Origin of the sequence: Bordetella genomosp. 10, from assembly GCF_002261225.1 — a bacterium.
Lineage (GTDB): Bacteria > Pseudomonadota > Gammaproteobacteria > Burkholderiales > Burkholderiaceae_B > Bordetella_C.
The window spans coordinates 872,025-893,885 of sequence record NZ_NEVM01000002.1; the positions used below are offsets into that span (position 1 = coordinate 872,025).

Consider the following 21,861-nt stretch of genomic DNA (forward strand, 5'->3'; position numbering starts at 1 on the left):
GCTCAGTCCGGCACGCGCGAGGCCAGCGACGCGGGCCAGGGCGCGTTGGCGTCCAGCTTGACCCAGGCCACGCCGGGCAAGCCGGTCTTTACCTGCGTCAGGTGCCGTTCGAGCAATTCGCGGGAAATCTGCGCCTTGACCCGGAACATCAGTTTCTGGCGTTCGGACGCCGTTTCCACCGTCTTGGGCGTGAACTGGGCCGTGTTCGCGACGAAGGAAACCTTGGCCGGAATGACGTATTGGGGCGCCGCATCCAGGACGATGCGCGCCTCGGCGCCGAGGGCGATGCGGCCGGCGACGGTTTCCGGCAGGAACAGGGTCATGTACACGTCGGAGAGGTCGACCAGGTTGAGGACCTTGCCGCCGGCGGCCAGCACCTCGCCCGGCTGGGCGACCCGGAACTGGATCCGGCCGTCGCGCGGCGAGCTGAGCACGCTGTCGGCGAGGTCGGCCTGGATGCGCGCGACGGTGGCCTCGGTCGCGGTGACGCGGGCCGCCGCGCCGACTTGCTGGGCCTTGGCCGCCTCGACCGCGGCCTGGGCCGCGACGACTTGCGCCTGGCTGGCGTTGACGGCCGCCTGGGCGCTGCGCACGCGAGCCCGGTCGTCGTCCAGTTCCTGCTGCGACGAGGCGCCTTCCCGGGCCAGGGTCTCGGAACGGGCGAGCCGCCGCCGGGCGGCGTCCAGTTCCGCGCGGCGTTGTTCCGTATTGGCCTGGCTCGCCGCGACGTCGCTTTGCCGCAGGGCGACCTGGGCGCGCGCCGCGGCGACGGCGTGCAAGGCTTCCTGGCTGTTGGCCTTCGCTTCTTCGTACTGGGCCTGCAAGGTGTCGACCTGCATGCGCGCCAGCGGCTGCCCGGCCTTGACGAAATCGCCTTCGTTGGCAAGCACCTCCTGTATGCGGCCGGCGAGCTTGGTCGAGATATCGATTTCGGTGGCTTCGATGCGGCCGTTGCCGCTGGCGAATCCCGCGCCGGGCCCGTCGTCCGGCAGGCCTTTCCACGCGTACCACCCGCCCGCAAGCGCGGCGAGGACGGCGATCGCAATAATCGGCTTCCGGTATCGGGATAGGGAAATGGTCATGAAGGGCGCCTTAGCGGGAGTCGGATTGGGCGGGCGGGTCGATGGCGCCGCCGCCCAGCGCGGCGTACAGCGTCACGTTGCTCGACAGCAGGCCGCGGCGCACCTGCACCAGTTGTTGTTGCGCCTCGAGCAGGTCGCGCTGGGCGTCGAGGACTTCGAGATAGGCCGCGGCGCCGCTGTCGTAGCGGAGCTGCGCGAGCCGCGCGCGTTCGGTCTGCACCTCCAGCGTGGCGCGTTGGATGCCGACCTGTTCGGCCAGCCAGCGCCGGTCGGAAAGGGCGTCGGCGACTTCGCGGAAGGCGGTCTGGATGGTCTTTTCGTAGTCGGCCACGGCCTCGTTGGCGCGGGCCCGGGCCAGGTCCAGGTTGGCGCTGCGCTGCCCGCCGTCGAACAGCGGCAGGGCAAGCGTGGGCGTGAACGACCAGGCCCGGCTGCCGTGTTTGAACAGGCCGTCCAGTTCGGCGCTGGCGGTGCCGAAATCCCCCGTCAGCGCGATGCGGGGAAAGAAGGCCGCGCGCGCGGCGCGGATGTTGGCATGGGCGGCCTGCAACGCGTGTTCGGCGGCGGCGATGTCCGGCCGGGAGACCAGCAGGTCGGCGGGCAAGCCTGGGCGCAGCGGCCGGAACACCGCGTCGTCGGATTGCGCCGGGACGGGCAGGGCTTCCAGCTCGTCGGCGCTGCCCACCAGCAGGCCCAGCGCATGCGCCTGGTTGGCGCGGCTCTGCGCCAGTTGCACCCGCAGCGCCTGCGCCTGGCGCAGCAGCGTGTCGACCTGGGTGAGGTCCAGCTTGGAGATCGAGCCGACTTCGTAGCGGCGGGTGAAGATGCGCAGGGACTCCTGGCGGCTGGCGACGGTGCGGTCGGCCAGCGCGATACGCTCGTCGAGTTCGCGCAATCCGAGATACCCGTTCGCGACCTGGCCGATGAGCGATACCCGTATGGCGGACTGCGCCGCGCGCGTGGCCAGGAAGTCCTGCAGGGCCGCGTCCTTGAGGCTGCGGACGCGGCCCCAGAGGTCCAGTTCCCAGGTGGTGAGTCCGACCGACAGGCCGTAGGTGCTTGCCGTGACGGGACGGCCGGTGAGGTTCAGGTCGCCCGGCACGCGCGACCGGGTCGCCTGCGCGTCGCCCTCGATTTGCGGGAACAGCGCCGAGCGCTGGATGCCGTAGGCGGCGCGGGCCTGTTCCACCCGCGACACCGCCGCGCGCAGGTCGCGATTGTTGTCCAGGGCTTTTTCGATGAGGGATTGCAGCCGCGCGTCCGTGAAGAAGCCGCGCCACGGCAGGTCGGCGGCCGCGGCGGTCTCTTGCGGGGTTGCCGCGGCTTGCGGCGCGTTGGGATCGGCGGTGTCGGCCGGCCACGCCGCTTGCACCGGCAAGGGCGGCGGGGCGGGCGGCGCGGACGAGATGCACCCCGAAAGAAGTGTGGCGGCCAGCACGGCGAAGAACTGCCTGCGTGCGCCTTGCAAGTCACCGCGCATCGTCAATGGACCCTGGGAGAAAAGTGCTTGGGATCGGTGTTCATCTTTCGATCGGTATTCATCTTACCTTACTTAACGACCCGTTGGTCGTTAAGGTCGAGCCATGCGCAAAGGATAAAATCCGATGGCGCCGAATCCGGGAGGCGGGCGCGCTGGCCGCCTCCTTGTTGGTTTCGCGCATCCACATGCGGAGACATGGTCCCTATGAGCAAAGCCACCAGCCCGGCGCCGCGCAAGCGCGTCCGGCTATCGCCCGAAATCCGCAAGGAGCAGATCCTCGACGCCGCGCTGGTTGAGTTCGGCGCGCACGGCTTTTCCGCCACCTCGATCGACAGGATCGGCGCGCGCGCGCAGCTTTCCAAGGCGGGCGTCTACGCGCACTTCGCCAGCAAGGACGAGATTTTCGAGACCCTGCTGATGCGATCGCTCACGCCTTCGTTCGCGGCGCAGGACTGGTGCCCCTCGCCGGCGCGGCCGCTGGAAGCCATCGTCGATACCTACATCGATTCCTCCTACGACCGGTTCAAGGAGCCGCGCGTCGCGGCGGTGCTGCGCCTGCTGATCGCCGAGAGCGGGCGCATGCCGCAGCTCGTGCGCCGCTGGCGCGGCGAAGTGCTCCAGCCTTACCTGGACCAGCAGCAGAAGATGATCGACCGTTGCGTGGCGCAGGGCGCGGTGCGGCCGGGCCCGTTGACGGATTTCTTCGATATCGTGGTGGCTCCTGTCGCGCAAGCGTGGATGATGTTCCTGGTTTTCGGCGATGACTTTCTTCGGCGCGACCTGAAAAAGCTCAAGGAAGCGCACCGTAAATTACTGCTGGATACCCTGCGCCTGCCCGAGCCGGCGCCGGCGCGCCGAAGAAAGCGGGCATGAGCGCGGAGGGCGCGTCGCCATGTCACGCGCCTTGCACCGCGATTCCCGCCAACGCCGGTATGTCGGCAAGGACGACGGAACGCGGGCTTTTGCGGGCGATGGCGCCTGCCTGCTCCAGCGCGAGCAAGGCCCTGCTGACGGATTCGGTCGAGAGCCCGAGATAGTCGGCGATGTGGTGCCGCGCCATGGGCAGCGTCAACTCGTTTCCATCGCTCATGCCTTCCGGGTAGGCTTCCTTGATCCACAGCAGGAAGCTGGAGACGCGCGCCGCGGCTTCGTTCAAGGACACGGTCAGCGTATGGTACTGGGAACGTCGAAGGTCATGGCACAGCTTGGACAGCAGGCCGAAATCCAGCTTTGGATCGCGAACCAGCGCATCCCGCAGCGCGTTGACCGGAATCTGGTAGGCGACCAGCGGGGTCAGCGATTGCGCGTTCGATACGTAGGCGCCGTTTTCGGCCAACCCGACCAGGTCGTGGGGGAACAGGAAGGCCGTAACGCGCTTGGATCCATTCGACATCGAGTGGTACGTTTCGGCGACACCGCTCACGATGTTGTAGATGTACCGGGCCTCGCTCCCTTTCGTATAGAGCTCGGTGTACTTGGGAAGACGGATCAGGCGCGATACCTTGATCAGCGCTTCCTGCTCGGCGGACGACAATAATTGAATCGCTTCTCCCGCGGCGCCTTTCATGAAAGGCACCGCCTTGATGGAGGGGCGATAGTCCGTGGCTGCCGGCCCACGCTCCGTCATTCTGCTGACCCCGGTTCATGAACAAACGCCGCATCATACAGCGCCGCCCGGATTCGTCCTTGATTCAAATCAATGCAAAGAATCTTCGCTTGTCCTTGCTCCCGCCGCGGTCCGGGGCATCGGTCCGGGCCGGCTTTGCGCGGCGGGCGCCGGACGCTCACGCGCCGGCGATCCAGCGGGCGATTTCCGGCCAGTGCTCCTTCAGGGTGCGGGAGCCCATGAACAGGCCGATGTGCCCGCCCGGCACCGTCTTGGAGACGATGCGCGCCGGCGCCGTGCCGATGTACTTCTGCGCGTCCAGCACCTGTTCCGGCGTGGTGATGTCGTCCTCGGCGCCGGCCAGCAGATAGGTGGGGCAGGTGATGGCGTGCAGGTCCAGTTGGCGGCCCAACGCGACGAAGCGGCCCTTGGCCAGGCGGTTCTCCTGGAAGATCTGCGCGATCACCTGCAGGTACCAGCGGCCGGGCAGGTCGAGCGGATTCTCGTACCAGCTTTCGAAGACTTCTTCCTTGGCCAGGTAGGCGGGGTCGTCGATGTGCTCGTACAGGTCGATGTGCTTCTGTACGTAGTGCTCCACCGGATGCATGTTCTTCCAGCCGCGCAGCATGAACTTGCCCAGCATCAGGCCGCCGCCCAGGCGGACCAGGTCCTCGTAGAAGGACAGCGGCGATTCGTGCGCCATGCGCTTGATGGGGCCGTTGCCGGCGTCGGTGTCGATGGGCGAACCGGCCAGGACCAGCTTGTTGACCTTTTCCGGAAAGCGGGCGGCGATCATGGCGGAGGTCCAGCCGCCCTGGCACAGGCCCACGAGGTTGACGCGCCCGCCCAGGTCGTCGATGGCCACGACGAGTTCTGCCAGGTAGTTGTCCACCTCCAGGTCCTTCATGTCCAGCGTGGCGGATTTCCAGTCGGTCAGGGCCACGTGGCCGACGCCGTTGGCCAGCAGGGTCTCGACCAGGCTCTGGCCCTTGCGGTAGTCGGCGATCATCGCGGTGTGGCCGGCATAGGGCGCGGCCACCAGCGTGGGCAGGCCCTCGCCGGGCTTGCCGTAGTCGCGCAGGACCATGGTGCGCAGGTCCAGCCGCGGATGGCTATGGTTGGCGAGCCTGGGCTTGAGCGTGGTGCGGATCTTCACCTCTTCGCCGATGAACTTGAGGTTCTTCGCGTACAGCTCGCGCTCCTCGTCCATCAGGGTCTTGGCCATGGCCATCGGCCAGAAGGCCGGCACGCACAGCATGGCGAGTTCGGAGGCTTGGACGGAAGATTTTGCGGTCATGGGCGTTCCATTGCGGTCAGGCCGCGGCCTGGTGATGCGCCAGCAGCAGGGCGATGGCGCAGGATCCCAGCCGCGCCAGGGTCTCGTCGGCGCGGCTGGTCAGGATGATGGGCACGCGCGCGCCCAGCACGATGCCGGCGATCTGCGCGCCGGCGAGGTATTCGAGCTGCTTGGCCAGCATATTCCCCGCCTCCAGGTCCGGCACCACGAAGATGTCCGCGCGGCCGGCCACGGGCGAGTGGATGCCCTTGGTCGCCGCCGCCGCGGCCGAGACGGCGTTGTCGAAGGCGAGGGGGCCGTCGAGGATGCCGCCGGTGATCTGCCCGCGGTCGGCCATCTTGCAGAGCGCGGCGGCGTCCAGCGTGGAGCGCAGCTTGCCGGTGACGGTTTCCACCGCGGACAGGATGGCGACGCGGGGTTGCGCGATGCCCAGGGCGTGGACCAGGTCGATGGCGTTCTGGATGATGTCGCGCTTGTCCTCCAGCGTCGGCGCGACGTTGATCGCCGCGTCGGTGACGAACAGGGGCCGCGGGTAGGCCGGCGCGTCGATGGCGAAGACGTGGCTGATGCGCCGCGCCGTGCGCAGGCCGTCGGCGCCGCTGACCACGGCGCGCATCAGTTCGTCGGTGTGCAGCGAGCCCTTCATCAAGGCCTGCACCTTGCCCGCGCGGGCCATGAGGACGGCCTGTTCGGCGGCGGCTTCGCTGTGCTCGGTGGGCACGATTTCGTAGGGGCCAAGGTCGATGCGGGCGCGCTCGGCGGCGGCCTGGATCTTCGCCAGCGGCCCGACCAGCACGGGCGTGATGAGCTTGGCGCGGGCCGCCTCGATGGCGCCGACCAGCGACGGCGTGTCCACCGGATGCACGACGGCCGTGCGCAGGGGCGGCAGCTCGCGGGTCAGGGCGATGAGGCGTTCGTAGCCGCGGCCGCGCTGGACCAGTTCGACGTCGGGCAGGGCGGCGCGCGGGCGCGAGACCTTTTCCGTGGGCGCGGCCACCTGGACCGTGCCCGTGATGACGTCCTCGCCGTTCTGGTTGACGGCGCGGCAATCCAGCGCGACGCGGTGCGTGGCGTCGTCCTTGTCGGTGACGCGCACCGACACCGTGATCGCGTCGCCCACGGCGATGGGCCTGACGAAACGCAGTGCCTGCTCCAGGAACATCGTGCCCGGCCCCGGCAGGCGCGTGCCCAGCACGGTGGAGAGCAGCGCCTCCGCCCACATGCCGTGCGCCACGGTGGCCTGGAACTGCTCGCTGTGCGTCACGCCTTCGTCCAGGCTCATGGGCGCGGCGTCGCCCGCCATGACGGAAAAGAGCTCGATATCGCGATGCGAAAGCGTGCGCGCGAGGCTCGCCGAGTCGCCGATGCGCAGCTCCGCATACGTGCGATTCTCTATCCGGTCCATGGCATTCTCCCTGGGCGCCCGTCCATGGCGGACAGGATGACACTGATCGATGCCGTCGATATTACATGCGTATGCTGCGCCGCATCACCCCTTGCGCTTGACCTGGATCAAGAGAGCGGGAGATCGGCCTCAAGGCCTTGGCGCCGCCCTGACTTGGCCCTGAAGACGGCATGGCGGCGGCCGGGGGCGGCGCGGTATGCGCATAATATCGTCCGCATCCATGACCAACCCCATTTCAGGCGCCGCATGAAAAACCAGAATGCTTCCCGGCCTTCATCGTATTTCGAATCGGTGGGCGCGTCGCGCTTCGTGCCGACGCTTCACGTGGGCGGCGGGTGGAATCCCGCCGAGCAGCATATCGCGCCGGCGCTGGGCCTGTTGGCCCATCTGGTGGAGACGCACCGCGACGCGCGCCGCCAGGACGGCTTGCAGATCGGGCGGGCCAGCTACGACATCTACGGCACGCTGCCCATGGAGGCGTGCGACGTGGAGATCGAGGTCATCCGGCCCGGCCGGACCATCGAGCTGGTGGAGGCGCGCCTGAGCCATGAAGGCCGCGTGGGACTGACGTTGCGGGCGTGGCTCATGGCCGCGATGGACACCGAGGCGCTGGCGGGCGATCCCTTTCCCCGGCTGCCGGCGCCGGACGACCTGCCGCCCTGGGACATGACCGGCGTCTGGCCGGGCGGCTACGTTCGCAGCCTGCAACTGCGCCGCGCCGAGGCGGTTCCGGGCGCCGCGACCTACTGGGTCGATACGGACGTGCAGCTCCTGGCGGGCGCCAGCCCCAGTCCGACGGCCAGGCTGCTGGGCCTGCTCGACACCGCCAACGGCGTCAGCCCGCGCGCGCATCCCAAGGACGTGGCCTTTCCGAACATAGACCTGACGGCCCATCTGCTGCGGCAGCCGGTGGGCGGCTGGGTCGGCTTCGACACCAAGGTCGGCTTCGGTCCCGCCGGGCTGGGCGTGACCCACAGCATCGTCCACGACGCGCGGGGGCCGGTGGCCGTGCTGAGCCAGTCCCTGACCGTGCGGCCGAGGACGGCGTGATCGTCTGAATCCGCCGCGGACCTGGCCGCGTAGCGAACCACCGGACCACCGGACCAGCGCACCGCGAGGCGCCTGTCGGCAGGACGGGTGCAGGGGCAGGGCCGGCCCAGGCTTACCGCCCGGATTCCTCTCAGGTCCCCTTCACCCGCTTCCCGCCCTGGATTTCGAACCAGTGCAGTTCGTGCCGGCCGTCCGGGCCGATGTTCAACTGGTCGCCGGCCTTGATGACCGCTTCCTGCATCTGCCGGGTCGTGCAGCGCACCACCACGGCGGCCTTGCCGCAACGGCAATGCACCAGTTGCTCGGACCCCAGCGTCTCGACCATCTCCACCTCGACCCGCATGCCGGGCGAGTTCAGCACCATGTGCTCCGGGCGCATGCCCATGACGATGTCGCGGCCGCGCACGGCGCCCGGCACCGCGGTGGGCGGAATCGCCAGGTCCAGGCCGTCCTCGGTCTTCAGCGTGCCGTCGCCGTGCGCGTGCACGTTGATCAGGTTCATCGGCGGCGAGCCGATGAAGCCGGCGACGAAGGTGGAGGCCGGCTTCTCGAACACTTCCATGGGCGTGCCGATCTGCTCCGGGATGCCCTTGTTCATGACGATCATGCGGTGCGCCAGCGTCATCGCTTCCACCTGGTCGTGGGTCACGTACAGGCTGGTGGTGCCCAGGCGGCGATGCATCTTCAGCAGTTCCAGGCGCATCGCCACGCGCAGCTTGGCGTCCAGGTTGGACAGCGGCTCGTCGAACAGGAAGACCTTGGGCTCGCGCACGATGGCCCGTCCCATGGCCACGCGCTGGCGCTGGCCGCCGGACAACTGGCGCGGGCGGCGCTCCAGCAGCGGGCCGAGTTCGAGGATCTGCGCGGCGGCCTCGACCCGCTTGCGGATCTCGTCCTTGGGCATCTTGCGGATCTTCAGGCCGTAGGCCATGTTCTGGAACACGCTCATGTGCGGATACAGGGCGTAGTTCTGGAACACCATGGCGATGTCGCGCTCGGCCGGCTCCAGGTTGTTGACCTCCTTGCCGTCGATCTCGATGGAGCCGCTAGTGATCTCCTCCAGGCCGGCCACCATGCGCATCAGCGTGGATTTGCCGCAGCCCGACGGCCCGACGATGACGACGAACTCGCCGTCCATGATGTCCATGTCGATGCCGTGGATCACCGGCACGTTGCCGGCGTAGGTTTTCTTGACGTTGCGGAAGCTGAGAGTAGCCATACGATTGTTCGCTGGGTTGTAGCGGGATCAGAGGGGCAGGGCGCGGAGCGGACGCGGGCGCGTCACTTCTCCGTGTCGACCAGGCCCTTGACGAACCATTTCTGCATGAGGATCACGACCAGCACGGGCGGCAGCATGGCCAGCATGGCGGTCGCCATGGTGAGATTCCATTCCGTCACACTGTCGCCGCCGCTGACCATGCGCTTGATGCCGATCACCACCGGGTACATGTCTTCCTTGGTCGTGATGAGCAGGGGCCACAGGTACTGGTTCCAGCCGTAGATGAACTGGATGACGAACAGCGCGGCGATGCTGGTCTTCGACAAAGGCAGCAGCACGTCGCGGAAGAAGCGCATGGGGCCGGCGCCGTCGATGCGGGCGGCTTCCACCAGTTCGTCCGGCACGGTCAGGAAGAACTGGCGGAACAGGAAGGTGGCGGTGGCCGAGGCGATCAGCGGCAGCGCCAGGCCGGCGTAGCTGTTGAGCAGCCCCAGGTCGGCGACGACCTTGTAGGTGGGCGCGATGCGCACTTCCACCGGCAGCATCAGCGTGACGAAGATCATCCAGAAGAAGAACATGCGGAAGCGGAAGCGGAAATACACCACCGCGAAGGCCGACATCATCGAGATCACGATCTTGCCGATGGAAATCGACAGCGCCATGACCAGGCTGACGTACATCATGCGGGCCACCGGCGTGCCGCTGGAGCCGCCGCCGGAGCCGGAGAACAGCGCCTGCATGTAGTTGCTGACCAGGTGCGAGCCCGGGATCAGCGACATGGGCGCGGACGCCACCTCCTGCGCGGTCTGCGTGGACGCGACGAAGGTGACATAGAGCGGGAATGCCACCACGGCCACGCCGCAGAGCAGGATTGCGTGGGCCAGGACATCCAGCCAGGGACGGCGCTCAACCATATGCCTAATGCCTCGGAAAAATCAGTACTGGACCTTGCGGTCGATGTAGCGGAACTGGACCACGGTCAGGATCACGACGATGAACATCAGGATCACCGACTGCGCGGCCGACGAGCCCAGGTCCAGGCCGACGAAACCGTCGCGGTACACCTTGTAGACCAGGATGGAGGTGGAGGTGCCGGGGCCCCCCTGGGTGGTGGTGTCGATGACCGCGAAGGTGTCGAAGAACGCATAGATGACGTTCACCACCAGCAGGAAGAAGGTGGTGGGCGACAGCAGCGGGAAGACGATGCTCCAGAAGCGGCGCGTGGGCGAGGCGCCGTCGATGGCGGCCGCCTCGATCAGCGAGCGCGGGATGGACTGCAGGCCGGCCAGGAAGAACAGGAAGTTGTAGGAGATCTGCTTCCACACCGCCGCGATCAGCACCAGGATCATGGCCTGGTTGCCGTCCAGGCGCGGATTCCAGTCCACGCCGACGTTGCGCAGCGCCACGGCCAGGATGCCCACCGCCGGCGAGAACAGGAACAGCCACAGCACGCCGACGACGGCGGGCGCCACGGCGTAGGGCCAGATCAGCAGGGTCTTGTAGACGGCGGCGCCCTTGATCACGCGGTCGGCCATCACGGCCAGCAGCAGCGAGACGGCCAGGCCGACGAAGGCCACCAGCACGGAGAACACCGCGGTGGTCTGGAAGGAATTGAGGTATTCGCCCTGCCTGAACAGGTCGGCGAAGTTGGCCAGGCCAACGAATTCCGACGACAGGCCGAAGGCGTCCTCCAGGCGCATGGACTGCCACATGGCCTGTCCCGCGGGGAGGAAGAAAAATACGATGGTGATGATCAACTGCGGCGCGAGCAGCAGGTAGGGCAGGGTCTTGTGGCCGAATACGACGCGTTTTTCCATGGGGCGAGCTATGCCTTGCCCACGATGCGGGGGCATCGCGCGCGGGGTAACAAACGTGTAATGGTCCTGGCGCGGCGCGTTCGGACCACCGGGAAAGCATCCAGACAAACGACGCAATGCGGATTGCCGGGCCTGCCTGCAATCCGCATGGACTCGATGAAGCATCGGGGGTCGGGCGAAGCCACGGCCTCACGCCGATCCCGACCGTATCCCTGACTGTATCTGTACGCATGCCCGGGCGTTCCCGCCCGGGCAAAACGCGCTACTTTACACTTTTTTCGAACTTTTCGAGCAACTCGTTGCCGCGCTTGGTGGCGTTGGCCAGGCCGTCCTTGGCGCTTTCCTTGCCGGAGACGATGCGCTCGATTTCGGCGTCCTCGATCTCGCGGATCTGCGGCAGGAAACCCAGGCGCACGCCGCGCGACTGCGCGGTGGTTTCCACGTTCAGTTCCTTGACGCCGACGTCGGTGCCCGGGTTCTGGGCATAGAAGCCGGACTTCTCGGTCAGCTCGTAGGCGGCCTTGGTGACGGGCACGTAGCCGGTCTGCTGGTGCCACTTGGCGGCCACTTCCGGACTGGCGAGGAACTTGAAGAACTTGGTCACGCCCTTGTAGACGGCCGGCGACTTGTTGCCGAACACCCACAGCGAGGCGCCGCCGATGATGGTGTTCTGCGGGGCGCCCTTGACGTCCGCGTAGTAGGGCACGGTCGAGGTGCCGAACTGGAACTTGGCGTTCTTGATGATGTTGGCGCGCAGGCCGCTGGAGCCGGTGATCATGGCGCACTTGCCCGAGATGAAAAGGGCGTTGGGATCGTCGCCGCGGCCGCCGTACATGAACTCGCCGTCCTTGGCCAGTTGGGCCAGGAATTCCAGGTGGCGCTGGTGCAGGGGCGAGTCGATGGCCAGGCGCGCGTCCAGGCCGCCGAAGCCGTTGTCCTTGGTGGCGTAGGGCACGTTGTGCCAGGCCGAGAAGGTTTCCAGTTGGACCCACGACGGCCACGAGGTCGTGTAGCCGCATTCCTGGCCGGCGGCCTTCAGCTTCTTGGTCGCCTCGGCCAGTTCCTGCCAGGTCTTGGGCGGCTTGTCGGCGTCCAGGCCGGCCTTCTTGAAGGCGTCCTTGTTGTAGTACATGACCACGGTCGAGCTGTTGAAGGGCATCGACACGAGCTTGCCGTCGGCGGAGGAGTAGTAGCCGCCCACGGCGCCGATGAAGGCCTTGGGATCGATCGGATCGCCGGCTTCCTCGGACATCTGCTGCACCGGCTTGATGGCGCCCTTGGCGTACATCATCGTGGCGGTGCCGACTTCGAAGACCTGGAGGATATCGGGGGCGTTGCCGGCGCGGAAGGCGGCGATGCCGGCGTTCATCGATTCGCCGTAGTTGCCCTTGTAGACGGCCTTCACGACGTAGTCGGATTGGCTCTTGTTGAACTGGTCGACCATTTCGTTGACGCGGTCGCCCAGCGCTCCTTCCATGGAGTGCCAGAACTGGATTTCAGTGGCGGCGTGGGCCGACGACGCGCCGAACGCGGCGATCAGGGCCGCCGCCGCGAGGGCGAGACGGTGGGAGCGCATGGGTATTTCCTCCTAAAGTACTCAAATGTGCCGCCTGAGGGGTTTCCTCGGCGAAGCACGACACCATATGAATTGTTTGTGACGAACTCGTGACTGTTACACCGGCCGGGAGGCCTGTCAAATTCGGACTCTCCCTGAGAGGATCTGGAACAACGGCAACACCGGCCCTAGCAACGGCCCGGACAATGGCCCACTTCGGGAACCCGCCCATCTTCCCGCCCACTTCCCTGTGCCGCGCTATTACAATCGCGCCCATGGACACGCACATCACCCCCGACAGCCGCTTGCGCGTCGCCTTCATCGGCGCCGGCAACATGGCTACCGCCCTGGCCACCGGCATGGCCGGCCGCCTTTGCCCCGCCGGCCAGATCCACGCCGTCGACCTCAATCCGGACAGCCACGCGGCCTGGCAGGCCCGCGGCGCCACCACCGCGACGGCGCCGGACGAGACGCTGTCCCAATGCAACGTCTGGTTCTTCGCCGTCAAGCCGCAATACATGCGCGACGCGGTGCGGGCCTGCCAGCCCTGGCTGCGCCCCGGCACGCTGGTCGTCAGCGTGGCCGCCGGCCTGCGCGGCGACGTGCTGGCCGCCTGGCTGGGCCAGGACGGACAGCCCTACGACAAGATCGTGCGCTGCATGCCCAACACCCCGGCCCTGGTCGGCGCGGGCGTGACCGGCATGCTGGCCCTGGCCGGGGTCGGCGCGGCCGACCGCGAGCTGGCGCAGACCATGCTGAGCTCGGTCGGCCACGTCGTCTGGGTGGACGACGACGCCGCCATCGACGCCGTGACGGCGCTGTCCGGCAGCGGGCCGGCCTACGTGTTCCGCTTCCTGGAAGCCTTGATCGCCGGCGGCGTGGCGGTGGGCCTGGACGAGGAACAGGCCAAGGCGCTGGCGCTGGGCACCTTCGAGGGCGCGGCCAAGCTGGCGCGCGAATCGGCCGATTCGCCGTCGGTGCTGCGCGAGCGGGTGACCTCCAAGGGCGGCACCACCGCCGCCGCGCTCAAGGTCTTCGACGACGGCGACCTGATGGGCCTGGTGGCGCGCGCCATGGCGGCCGCCGCCCAGCGCTCGCGCGAACTGGCGCAGGAGTTCGGCAAGTGACGCAGGCAAGCCGGGGGCGCGAGGCCCCGGCCCTGGGGGCTTCCCCGCCGTCTCTGTTTTCCCGCCGCCTGTCCAGCCTGTTCGGCGTGGCCCCGGCCGGCGACGGCCGCGCGGCGCGCTTCGAGCGCATGGGCGGCCTGCAATTCTTCGTGGCGGTGCTGTGCATGGGGCTGGTGGTGGTCGGCTCCAATATCCTGGTGCAGATACCGCTGAATCACTGGCTGACCTGGGGCGGCCTGTCCTATCCGCTGGCTTTCCTGGTCACCGACGTGCTGAACCGCCGTTTCGGCCCGCTGGCGGCCCGGCGCGTGGCCTGGGTCGGCTTCGCCGCCGCGCTGGCGGTGTCTACCTGGCTGGCCTCGCCGCGCATCGCGCTGGCCTCCGGCGTGGCCTATATCTGCGCCCAATTGCTCGACATCCAGGTGTTCGACCGCCTGCGCGACCTGCGCTGGTGGCGTGCGCCGCTGGTGTCCGGCGTGCTGGGCGCCTTGCTCGACACGGCCCTGTTCTTCAGCGTCGCCTTCGCGGCGACCGGGGCGCCGTGGGTGACCTGGATGCTGGGCGACGTCGCGGTCAAGCTGGCGGTCAATATCAGCATGCTGGCGCCGTTCCGCGCCCTGATGTGGAACCTGGCGCGCCCCGCCGCCACGAACGGGACTCCTGCGTCGCCCTGAGGATGGCGAGGCGGGCGCCAGGCGCCGGCTCGTTTACGGCAAAGACCCGGATCGGACTCCCGGGCCTTTTGCTTTTTGCGTGCCTTTTATCGCGCCGATGGCGGTGGTTTTTTGCCGCCGGGCCGCCCCAAGGCAAAAACGCCCCCTCGGGGGGCAGCAAGCGGCGTAGCCGCGCGGCGTGGGGGCATTTTTTCCTCATTCATATTCGGACCTGGGGAATACACGCAGTGACAGCCTGACGGCTTGCTTTCAGAATGGCTGCCACGTCGTGTTTTGCCTCAGAGTTTTGCCCAAGAAGCCGGTGACGCGCGATGCGACGGGGGGATCACCAATCCCGCCCGACGTCATGTGCCGAGCCGCTCAACCCCTCGCGGAGACCCTCGCATGAAGTTGTTGAAACGCGTTACCCCCCTGGCGCTGGCCCTGGGGGCCCTTACGCTGGCCGGCGCCGTGCATGCCGCCGATACCATCAAGATCGGCATTCCGCAGCCCATGACGGGCCCCAACACCCAGTACGGGGACCAGATCCAGGCGGGCGCGCTGACCGCCATCGAAACCATCAACGCCAAAGGCGGCGTCAAGGGCAAGAAGCTCGAACCCATCCTCATCGACGACGGCTGCGAACCGAAGCAGGCCGTGCCCGCCGCCAACCGGGTGGTGAACTCGGGCGCCAAGTTCGCCGTCGCCCACGCCTGCTCCGGCGTCACGGTGCCGGCGGTCAACGTCTACGAGCAGGAAGGCATCGTCGCCATCACCCCGGGCGCCACCTCGCCCCTGGTGACCGACACCACCAAGCCCAAGATGTTCTTCCGCACCATCGGCCGCGACGACCAGCAGGGCCCGTTCGCCGCCAACTACATCGCCAAGAACGTCAAGCCCAAGAAGGTCGCCGTGCTGCACGACAAGCAGACCTACGGTTCGGGCGTGGCCACCCAGGTCAAGGACACCCTGGTCAAGGACGGCGTGAACGTCGTCATGTTCGAGGGCATCAACGTCGGCGACAGCGATTACTCGGCGGTCATCACCAAGCTGAAGTCGCAGGGCGTGGACTTCGTCTACTTCGGCGGCTACCACCCCGAACTGGGCCTGCTGCTGCGCCAGTCGCGCGAACAGGGCCTGAACGTGCAGTTCATGGGGCCGGAAGGCACCGCCAACCAGGACCTGGTGGCCATCGCCGGGCCGGCCATCGACGGCCTGCTGGTGACGCTGCCGGCGGACTTCACCAAGCTGCCGGGCAACGAGGGCATCGTGAAGGCCTTCCGCGACAAGAAGCGCGACCCGGACGGCGCCTTCCAGATGCCCGCCTACGCGGCGGTGCAACTGATCGCCGACGGCATCGAGGCGGTGGGCGAGGACCCCGTCAAGGTGGCCGACTACCTGCACAAGCACAGCTTCGACACGTCCATCGGCAAGGTCGAATACGACGCCAAGGGCGATTTGAAGAACTTCGAGTTCGCGGTGTTCAAGTGGGACAAGGACGGCAAGAAGACCCAGCTCTGATGCCGATCGCTCCCGCACGGGCGGGGTTTCCACCGAAGTAAATCCAGGTTTCCGGCTCCGGGGGCGTTTTACCGGGGCCGGATCCATTTGGAGCACGCGTGAATGTCTGACCTTCTTCCGCAACTGACGCAGCAGTTCTTCAACGGGCTGTCGCTGGGCGCCATCTATGCGCTGATCGCCATCGGCTACACCATGGTGTACGGCATCATCGGCATGATCAATTTCGCGCACGGCGAGATCTACATGATCGGCGCCTACGTCGGCCTGGTGACGCTGACGGCCATCGGCACGCAAAGCGGCATGCCGGTCTACCTGCTGGTGGCCGCCATGCTCATCGTCGCCATGGCCGTGACCGGCGCCTACGGTTTCGCCGTGGAGCGCGTGGCCTACCGGCCCTTGCGCGGCAGCCCGCGGCTGGTGGCGCTGATCTCCGCCATCGGCATGTCCATCTTCCTGCAGAACTGGGTGGCGCTGGGGCAGGGCGCGCGCGACATGGCCGTGCCCAACATCCTGTCGGGCGCGCTGCAATTCCACATGGGCACCAATTTCGACGTCACCATCCCGTATTCGCGCGTGATGATCATCGTGGTGACCGTGGTGCTGATGGTCGCGCTGTCGCTGTATATCCGCCATTCGCGCATGGGCCGCGCTTCGCGCGCCTGCTCGCAGGACATGCACATGGCCAACCTGCTGGGCATCGACACCAACCGGGTGATCTCCTTCACCTTCGTGCTGGGCGCCATGCTGGCGGCCGTGGGCGGGGTGCTGGTCGCCGTGACCATCGGCAAGCTCAATCCCTTCATCGGCTTCATCGTCGGCATCAAGGCCTTCACGGCGGCGGTGCTGGGCGGCATCGGCAGCATTCCCGGCGCCATGCTGGGCGGCGTGCTGCTGGGCCTGGTGGAAACCTTCGCCGCGGCCTATCTGTCGTCCCAATACAAGGACATCGTCGCGTTCCTGCTGTTGGTGTTGATCCTGCTGTTCCGTCCCACCGGCCTGTTGGGCAAACCCGAGGTGGAAAAAGTCTGATGGCGCAAAACATACGCAATGCCTTCATCGCGGCCATCATGACCGCGGTCATCGTCACGCCGGTGTTCGGCCTGCAGTTGGTGCGCCAGGGCGCGCGCACGCTGATGGACCCGCACTGGTCCAACGTCCTGGTCGCCATGGCGATCGTGTTCGCCGGCCAGTTGCTGCGGCCCTGGCTGGGCCTGCCGTTCAAGCGCCTGAAGGGGGCGCTGCCGACGCTGCCGGCCGCGCCCGCCAGCGGCCACAAATGGCTGGTGTCGGCGCTGGTGGTCGTCGCCGTCGTATGGCCGTTTTTCGGCGACCGCAGCGCGGTGGACATCGCCACGCTGGTGCTGATCTACGTCATGCTGGGGCTGGGCCTGAACATCGTGGTGGGCTTCGCCGGCCTGCTGGACCTGGGTTTCGTCGGCTTCTACGCGGTGGGCGCCTACACCTATGCCTTGCTGTACCACTGGGGCGGCTGGGGCTTCTGGGAGGCCTTGCCCTTCGCCGGCGCCATGTCGGCGCTGTTCGGCTTCGTGCTGGGCTTTCCGGTGCTGCGCCTGCGCGGCGACTACCTGGCCATCGTCACCCTGGGCTTCGGCGAGATCATCCGCCTGCTGCTGATCAACCTGAACTGGCTGACGGGGGGCCCGGACGGCATCTCCGGCATACCCAAGCCGTCGGTGTTCGGCATCGAGATGGCGCGCTCGTCCAGCGTCGAGGGACGCCAGACCTTCCATGAAATGCTGGGCCTGACCTTCCAGAACCAGCACGTCATCATCTGGCTGTACCTGATGGCGCTGGCGCTGGCCCTGATCACGCTGTTCGTCTCCACGCGGCTCAAGCGCATGCCGGTGGGACGGGCCTGGGAAGCCTTGCGCGAGGACGAGATCGCCTGCCGCTCGCTGGGCCTGAATCCCACCCGCATCAAGCTGTCCGCTTTCACGCTGGGCGCGATGTTCGCCGGCTTCGGCGGGGCGTTCTTCGCCGCGCGCCAGGGGCTGGTGAATCCGGAATCCTTCACCTTCATCGAATCGGCGCTGATCCTCGCCATCGTGGTGCTGGGCGGCATGGGCTCGCAGGTGGGCGTGATCCTGGCCGCCATCCTGCTGACCGTGCTGCCGGAACTGGCGCGCGAGTTCGCCGAGTACCGCATGCTGATGTTCGGCCTGGTCATGGTGCTGATGATGATGTGGCGGCCGCAAGGCCTGCTGCCCATGCAACGTCCTCACGTGGAGCTGGACAGGAAATGAGCGACGCCTTGCTGAGAGTATCGGGTCTGTGCATGCGCTTCGGCGGCCTGCTGGCCGTCGACCACGTGGCCTTCGACGTGGGGCGCGACGAGGTGTTCGCCATCATCGGCCCCAACGGCGCCGGCAAGACCACCGTGTTCAACTGCGTCGGCGGCTTCTACCACCCCAGCGAGGGCGGCATCGAGATGGACGGCGTTTCCATCACCGGCCTGCCCAGCCACCGCGTGGCGCAGCACGGCCTGGTGCGCACCTTCCAGAACGTGCGCCTGTTCAAGAAGCTGACGGTACTGGAGAACCTGCTGGTGGCGCAGCATACGCAGGTCGAGACGCGGCTGCTGCCGGGCCTGCTCAAGCTGAAGTCCTACCGGCAGGCGGAGGCCGACGCCGTCAAGCGCGCGGCCGAATGGCTGGACTTCATGGGCCTGCGCGACTACGCCAACCGCGAGGCCGGCAACCTGGCCTATGGCCACCAGCGGCGCCTGGAGATCGCCCGCTGCATGATCACCAAGCCGCGGCTGCTGATGCTGGACGAGCCGGCCGCCGGCCTCAATCCCCAGGAGAAGCAGGACCTGCAGCGCCTGATCGACCGCCTGCGCCGCGAGTTCGGCGTGGCGGTGCTGCTGATCGAGCACGACATGAGTCTGGTGATGGGCATCTCCGACCGCATCCTGGTCATGGAGCACGGCAAGCCCATCACCACCGGAACCCCGCAGGCGGTGCGCAGCGATGAGCGCGTCATCAAGGCGTATCTGGGAGAGGAATGATGCTGAAGCTGGAGAACGTGCACACCTACTACGGCGCCATCCAGGCCCTGAACGGCGTGTCGGTGGAGGTGAACAAGGGCGAGATCGTGACCTTGATCGGGGCCAACGGCGCCGGCAAGACCACCTTGCTGATGACGGTCTGCGGCAATCCGCAGGCGCGCGAGGGCGTCATCACCTTCGAGGGGCGCGACATCACGCGGGCGGACACGCACCAGATCATGCGCAGCGGCATCGCCGTGTCGCCCGAAGGACGGCGCGTGTTCAAGGACCTGACCGTGGAGGAGAACCTGATGATGGGCGGGTTCTTCTCCAACCGGGTGCAGATGCAGCAGGGGCTGGGGCACGTCTACGAACTGTTCCCGCGCCTGAAGGAACGCGCCCAGCAGCGCGCCGGCACCATGTCGGGCGGCGAGCAGCAGATGCTGGCCATCGGCCGCGCGCTGATGACCCGGCCCAGCCTGTTGCTGCTGGACGAGCCGACGCTGGGACTGGCGCCGCTGATCATCGCGCAGATCTTCGACATCATCCGCACCATCCGCGACCAGGGCGTGACGGTGTTCCTGGTCGAACAGAACGCCAACAAGGCGCTGCAGGTGGCCGACCGCGGGTACGTGCTGGAGAACGGCCGGGTGGTGATGCACGACACCGGCGCCAACCTGCTGGTCAACGCCGACGTGCGCAAGGCCTACCTGGGCGCGTGAGGGGAGCGGGGCGCGGCCGCGCCGCGGTCAGGCGGTCTTGCGGCCGGCCCCCATGTCTTCCTGGTAGCGCTGGATCGCGGCCAGGGCCAGGGCGTCGATGGAGTCGGTCAGGGGCACGCTGAACTCGCCGCGGCGGTCGTGCGGGATGGCCAGGGGCAGCTCCGTGCAGCCCAGGGCCACCGCCACCGCGCCGCGCGCCGCCAGGGCGCGGATGCAGGCGGCCGCCGGCTCGAAGGACTCGGCCAGGCGGTTGGCCTTGACGGCGGCGATGGACGGCGTGCAGTACGCCGTCATTTCTTCCTCGGTCGGCACCACGCATTCGTAGCCGTGGCGCTCCAGGTGGCGCTGGTACAGGCCCATGCGCAGCGTGCCCTCGGTGCCCATCAGGCCGATGGGGCCGCCGTGGATGCCGCGCCGGCGCAGGTCTTCCACCACCGATTCGATGATGTGCAGCACCGGCGCCGGCGAGGCCGCCACCAGTTCGTCGTACCACAGGTGGGCGGTGTTGCAGGGAATGGCGATCAGCCGCGCGCCGGCGCCGTTCAGCAGCGCGATGCCGCGCGACATGGCGGGCAGGGGATCTTCGCCGCCGGCCAGCTTGGCGGCGGTGCGGTCGGGGACGCGGGGATCGTTCACCAGCAGGGCGGGAATGTGGTCCTGGTCGCGCGCGGCCGGGGTGAGGGCCACCAGCCGTTCGGCGAAGGCGGCGCCGGCCATGGGGCCCATGCCGCCGAGGATGCCCAGGTAGAGGCCGGATATAGCGTTGGTCACGAAAAATACTCCGATATATGCAGGGTTCCGGTCCTCGGTCGGGCCGGGGCGGCGACAGGGCCGCGGGCCGGGGGGCGGTATCAGGCGCCGGTATCAGGCGCCGGCCTTTCCGCGGCGCGCGGGCGCCAGCACCTGGCCGGGCCGGGCCGTGCCCGCCGCGCCGTCGGCCCACACGCGCCGGCCGTTGACCCAGACCCCGTGGATGCCCTGGCTGGCCTGCACCGGCGCCTCGAAGGTGGCGCGGTCGCCGACCCGTTCGGGATCGAACAGGACCAGATCCGCATAATAGCCCGGCCGCAGCAGTCCGCGCTCGGCCAGGCCGTAGTTGCGGGCCGCCAGGCCGGTCATCTTGTGCACCGCGGCTTCCAGCGTCAGGACGGACTGTTCGCGCACCAGGGTGCGCAGCACGTTGGTGAACGTGCCCCATTGGCGGGGGTGCGGATGCGGGTCGAAGGGCAACCCGTCCGAGCCCACCATGGCGGCCGGGTGCGCCATGATGCGGCGCACGTCCTGCTCGTCCATCAGGAAGTAGATGGCGCCGGCGGGCGCCAGCTTTTCCAGCAACTGCTGCTCGTCCAGGCCCAGCTCGGCCATCAGGTCGGCGAAATCGCGTCCCTTGGCCGGCGGATGGCCCTTGGACCAGGTGATCATGGTGCGGCGCGCGATGCGCACGCGGTCCAGGCGCAGCATGGTGGACGTCGCGGGATAGGGGTGGCAGTCCAGGCAGACCGGTTGCAGCGGGGCCGCGCGGTCTATCATCGCCAGCGTTTCGACCGAGCGGCCGTGGTTGGCCTGGCCGGCCAGCTTGTGGTGCGAGAAGACCACCAGGCAGTCCAGCGCGCGGCCGATGTCCAGGGCTTCCTGCATGGCCGGCACGATCTGGTCGGTTTCGTCGCGCAGATGGGTGGCGTACAAGCCGCCGCGCGCGCGGATGGGCGCGCCCACGGCCATGATTTCCTCGGTCGGCGCGTGCGCCGCCGGCGGATAGAAGGTGCCGGTGGACATGCCGAAGGCGCCGGCCTGCAAGGCTTCTTCCATCATCGCCTGCATGGCGGCGATCTCCGCCGGCGTGGCGGCGCGCTGGGTGTCGTCCATGGCGGCCACGCGCAGCGTGGTGTGGCCGACCAGGGGAATGACGTTGACGGCGGCGGGCGTCGCGCGCAGGTCCGCGATCCAGTCGGCGAAACGCGGGTAGCGGAACAGTTCGGGCGGCCCCAGCAGGTCCAGCGGCTGGGGGACCTGCGCGCGCACCAGCGGCGCCAGGCTGATGCCGCAATTGCCGGTCACCACCGTGGTGATGCCCTGCGAGACCTTGGGCGTCATGTCGGGATGCGCCAGCAGATAGCCGTCGTCGTGCGTGTGGGAGTCGATGAAACCCGGCGCCACAGCCAGGCCCGAGACGTCCAGGCGCGGCGCCGTCGCGTCGGGAAAGCGGCCGACGGCGGCGATGCGTTCGCCGGCGATGGCGACGTCGGCCGTGTAGCGGCCGGCGCCGCTGCCGTCGACGACGAGGGCATTGGCGAGGATGAGGTCGGGTTGCTGCTGCATG

The 21,861-nt window shown here is 67.9% G+C and carries 20 protein-coding genes; 9 read left to right on the forward strand and 11 right to left on the reverse strand.

The window, feature by feature from the left end; translation table 11 throughout:
• Window positions 1–2 precede the first annotated feature (2 nt).
• On the reverse strand, window positions 3–1,082 hold the full coding sequence (locus CAL29_RS13245; protein ID WP_094853464.1) for an HlyD family secretion protein: 1,080 nt from the start codon (window positions 1,080–1,082) through the stop codon (window positions 3–5).
• A 10-nt stretch (window positions 1,083–1,092) separates the two neighbouring features.
• Entirely contained in the window at window positions 1,093–2,562 is a 1,470-nt protein-coding gene (locus CAL29_RS13250) for an efflux transporter outer membrane subunit (RefSeq protein WP_094854070.1), read from the reverse strand.
• A gap of 204 nt (window positions 2,563–2,766) precedes the next feature.
• Here CAL29_RS13250 and CAL29_RS13255 point away from each other — a divergent pair, with 204 nt between their 5' ends.
• Complete coding sequence (locus CAL29_RS13255) at window positions 2,767–3,435, forward strand: TetR/AcrR family transcriptional regulator (protein ID WP_179284010.1); 669 nt, start codon at window positions 2,767–2,769, stop codon at window positions 3,433–3,435.
• A gap of 22 nt (window positions 3,436–3,457) precedes the next feature.
• On the opposite strand, the gene CAL29_RS13260 is transcribed toward CAL29_RS13255, so the two are convergent.
• The 3 genes from CAL29_RS13260 to CAL29_RS13270 form a co-directional block, all read right to left on the reverse strand.
• The gene (locus CAL29_RS13260) at window positions 3,458–4,189 is read right to left on the reverse strand and encodes a Crp/Fnr family transcriptional regulator (RefSeq protein WP_094853466.1); all 732 of its coding nucleotides are present in this window, start codon (window positions 4,187–4,189) and stop codon (window positions 3,458–3,460) included.
• A 157-nt stretch (window positions 4,190–4,346) separates the two neighbouring features.
• A complete protein-coding gene (locus CAL29_RS13265) occupies window positions 4,347–5,465 on the reverse strand; it encodes an alpha/beta fold hydrolase (protein WP_094853467.1) in 1,119 nt (372 codons plus the stop codon).
• 16 nt (window positions 5,466–5,481) lie between these two features.
• Window positions 5,482–6,870 (reverse strand): bifunctional enoyl-CoA hydratase/phosphate acetyltransferase, encoded by a 1,389-nt coding sequence (locus CAL29_RS13270; protein ID WP_094853468.1) that lies wholly within the window; start codon window positions 6,868–6,870, stop codon window positions 5,482–5,484.
• Window positions 6,871–7,116: 246 nt separating this feature from the next.
• On the opposite strand from CAL29_RS13270, the gene CAL29_RS13275 reads away from it, so the two are divergent.
• Window positions 7,117–7,920, forward strand: a complete 804-nt coding sequence (locus CAL29_RS13275; RefSeq protein WP_094854071.1) for a thioesterase family protein — start codon at window positions 7,117–7,119, stop codon at window positions 7,918–7,920.
• A 130-nt stretch (window positions 7,921–8,050) separates the two neighbouring features.
• Here the strand turns inward: CAL29_RS13275 and CAL29_RS13280 are convergent, their stop codons facing one another.
• From CAL29_RS13280 to ugpB, 4 genes are all read right to left on the reverse strand, one after another.
• The gene (locus CAL29_RS13280) at window positions 8,051–9,139 is read right to left on the reverse strand and encodes a sn-glycerol-3-phosphate import ATP-binding protein UgpC (protein WP_094853469.1); all 1,089 of its coding nucleotides are present in this window, start codon (window positions 9,137–9,139) and stop codon (window positions 8,051–8,053) included.
• Between the two features lie 62 nt (window positions 9,140–9,201).
• Window positions 9,202–10,053 (reverse strand): sn-glycerol-3-phosphate ABC transporter permease UgpE, encoded by an 852-nt coding sequence (ugpE, locus tag CAL29_RS13285; RefSeq protein WP_094853470.1) that lies wholly within the window; start codon window positions 10,051–10,053, stop codon window positions 9,202–9,204.
• A 21-nt stretch (window positions 10,054–10,074) separates the two neighbouring features.
• Window positions 10,075–10,956 carry a sn-glycerol-3-phosphate ABC transporter permease UgpA gene (gene ugpA / locus CAL29_RS13290; protein ID WP_094853471.1) on the reverse strand — a complete coding sequence of 294 codons (882 nt, stop codon included), beginning with the start codon at window positions 10,954–10,956 and terminating at the stop codon, window positions 10,075–10,077.
• Window positions 10,957–11,218: 262 nt separating this feature from the next.
• Window positions 11,219–12,532: a sn-glycerol-3-phosphate ABC transporter substrate-binding protein UgpB gene (gene ugpB / locus CAL29_RS13295; RefSeq protein WP_094853472.1), complete on the reverse strand. Its 1,314-nt coding sequence runs from the start codon at window positions 12,530–12,532 to the stop codon at window positions 11,219–11,221.
• A gap of 254 nt (window positions 12,533–12,786) precedes the next feature.
• Here ugpB and proC point away from each other — a divergent pair, with 254 nt between their 5' ends.
• From proC to CAL29_RS13330, 7 genes are all read left to right on the forward strand, one after another.
• Window positions 12,787–13,638 (forward strand): pyrroline-5-carboxylate reductase, encoded by an 852-nt coding sequence (gene proC, locus CAL29_RS13300; RefSeq protein ID WP_094853473.1) that lies wholly within the window; start codon window positions 12,787–12,789, stop codon window positions 13,636–13,638.
• A gap of 128 nt (window positions 13,639–13,766) precedes the next feature.
• On the forward strand, window positions 13,767–14,312 hold the full coding sequence (locus CAL29_RS13305) for a VUT family protein (protein ID WP_094854072.1): 546 nt from the start codon (window positions 13,767–13,769) through the stop codon (window positions 14,310–14,312).
• 384 nt (window positions 14,313–14,696) lie between these two features.
• On the forward strand, window positions 14,697–15,812 hold the full coding sequence (locus CAL29_RS13310; RefSeq protein WP_094853474.1) for a branched-chain amino acid ABC transporter substrate-binding protein: 1,116 nt from the start codon (window positions 14,697–14,699) through the stop codon (window positions 15,810–15,812).
• A gap of 102 nt (window positions 15,813–15,914) precedes the next feature.
• On the forward strand, window positions 15,915–16,841 hold the full coding sequence (livH, locus tag CAL29_RS13315; protein ID WP_094853475.1) for a high-affinity branched-chain amino acid ABC transporter permease LivH: 927 nt from the start codon (window positions 15,915–15,917) through the stop codon (window positions 16,839–16,841).
• Window positions 16,841–18,076 (forward strand): high-affinity branched-chain amino acid ABC transporter permease LivM, encoded by a 1,236-nt coding sequence (locus tag CAL29_RS13320; RefSeq protein ID WP_094853476.1) that lies wholly within the window; start codon window positions 16,841–16,843, stop codon window positions 18,074–18,076. The genes livH and CAL29_RS13320 overlap by 1 nt, the downstream gene beginning before the upstream one ends.
• A complete protein-coding gene (gene livG / locus CAL29_RS13325) occupies window positions 18,073–18,840 on the forward strand; it encodes a high-affinity branched-chain amino acid ABC transporter ATP-binding protein LivG (RefSeq protein WP_094853477.1) in 768 nt (255 codons plus the stop codon). Before CAL29_RS13320 ends, livG begins: the two co-directional genes overlap by 4 nt.
• Window positions 18,840–19,541, forward strand: a complete 702-nt coding sequence (locus CAL29_RS13330; protein WP_094853478.1) for an ABC transporter ATP-binding protein — start codon at window positions 18,840–18,842, stop codon at window positions 19,539–19,541. The genes livG and CAL29_RS13330 overlap by 1 nt, the downstream gene beginning before the upstream one ends.
• Before the next feature lie 27 nt (window positions 19,542–19,568).
• On the opposite strand, the gene CAL29_RS13335 is transcribed toward CAL29_RS13330, so the two are convergent.
• Window positions 19,569–20,312 carry an aspartate/glutamate racemase family protein gene (locus CAL29_RS13335; protein ID WP_179284011.1) on the reverse strand — a complete coding sequence of 248 codons (744 nt, stop codon included), beginning with the start codon at window positions 20,310–20,312 and terminating at the stop codon, window positions 19,569–19,571.
• Window positions 20,313–20,405: 93 nt separating this feature from the next.
• Window positions 20,406–21,860 carry an N-acyl-D-amino-acid deacylase family protein gene (locus tag CAL29_RS13340; protein WP_094853479.1) on the reverse strand — a complete coding sequence of 485 codons (1,455 nt, stop codon included), beginning with the start codon at window positions 21,858–21,860 and terminating at the stop codon, window positions 20,406–20,408.
• Between the last annotated feature and the right edge of the window lies 1 nt (window position 21,861).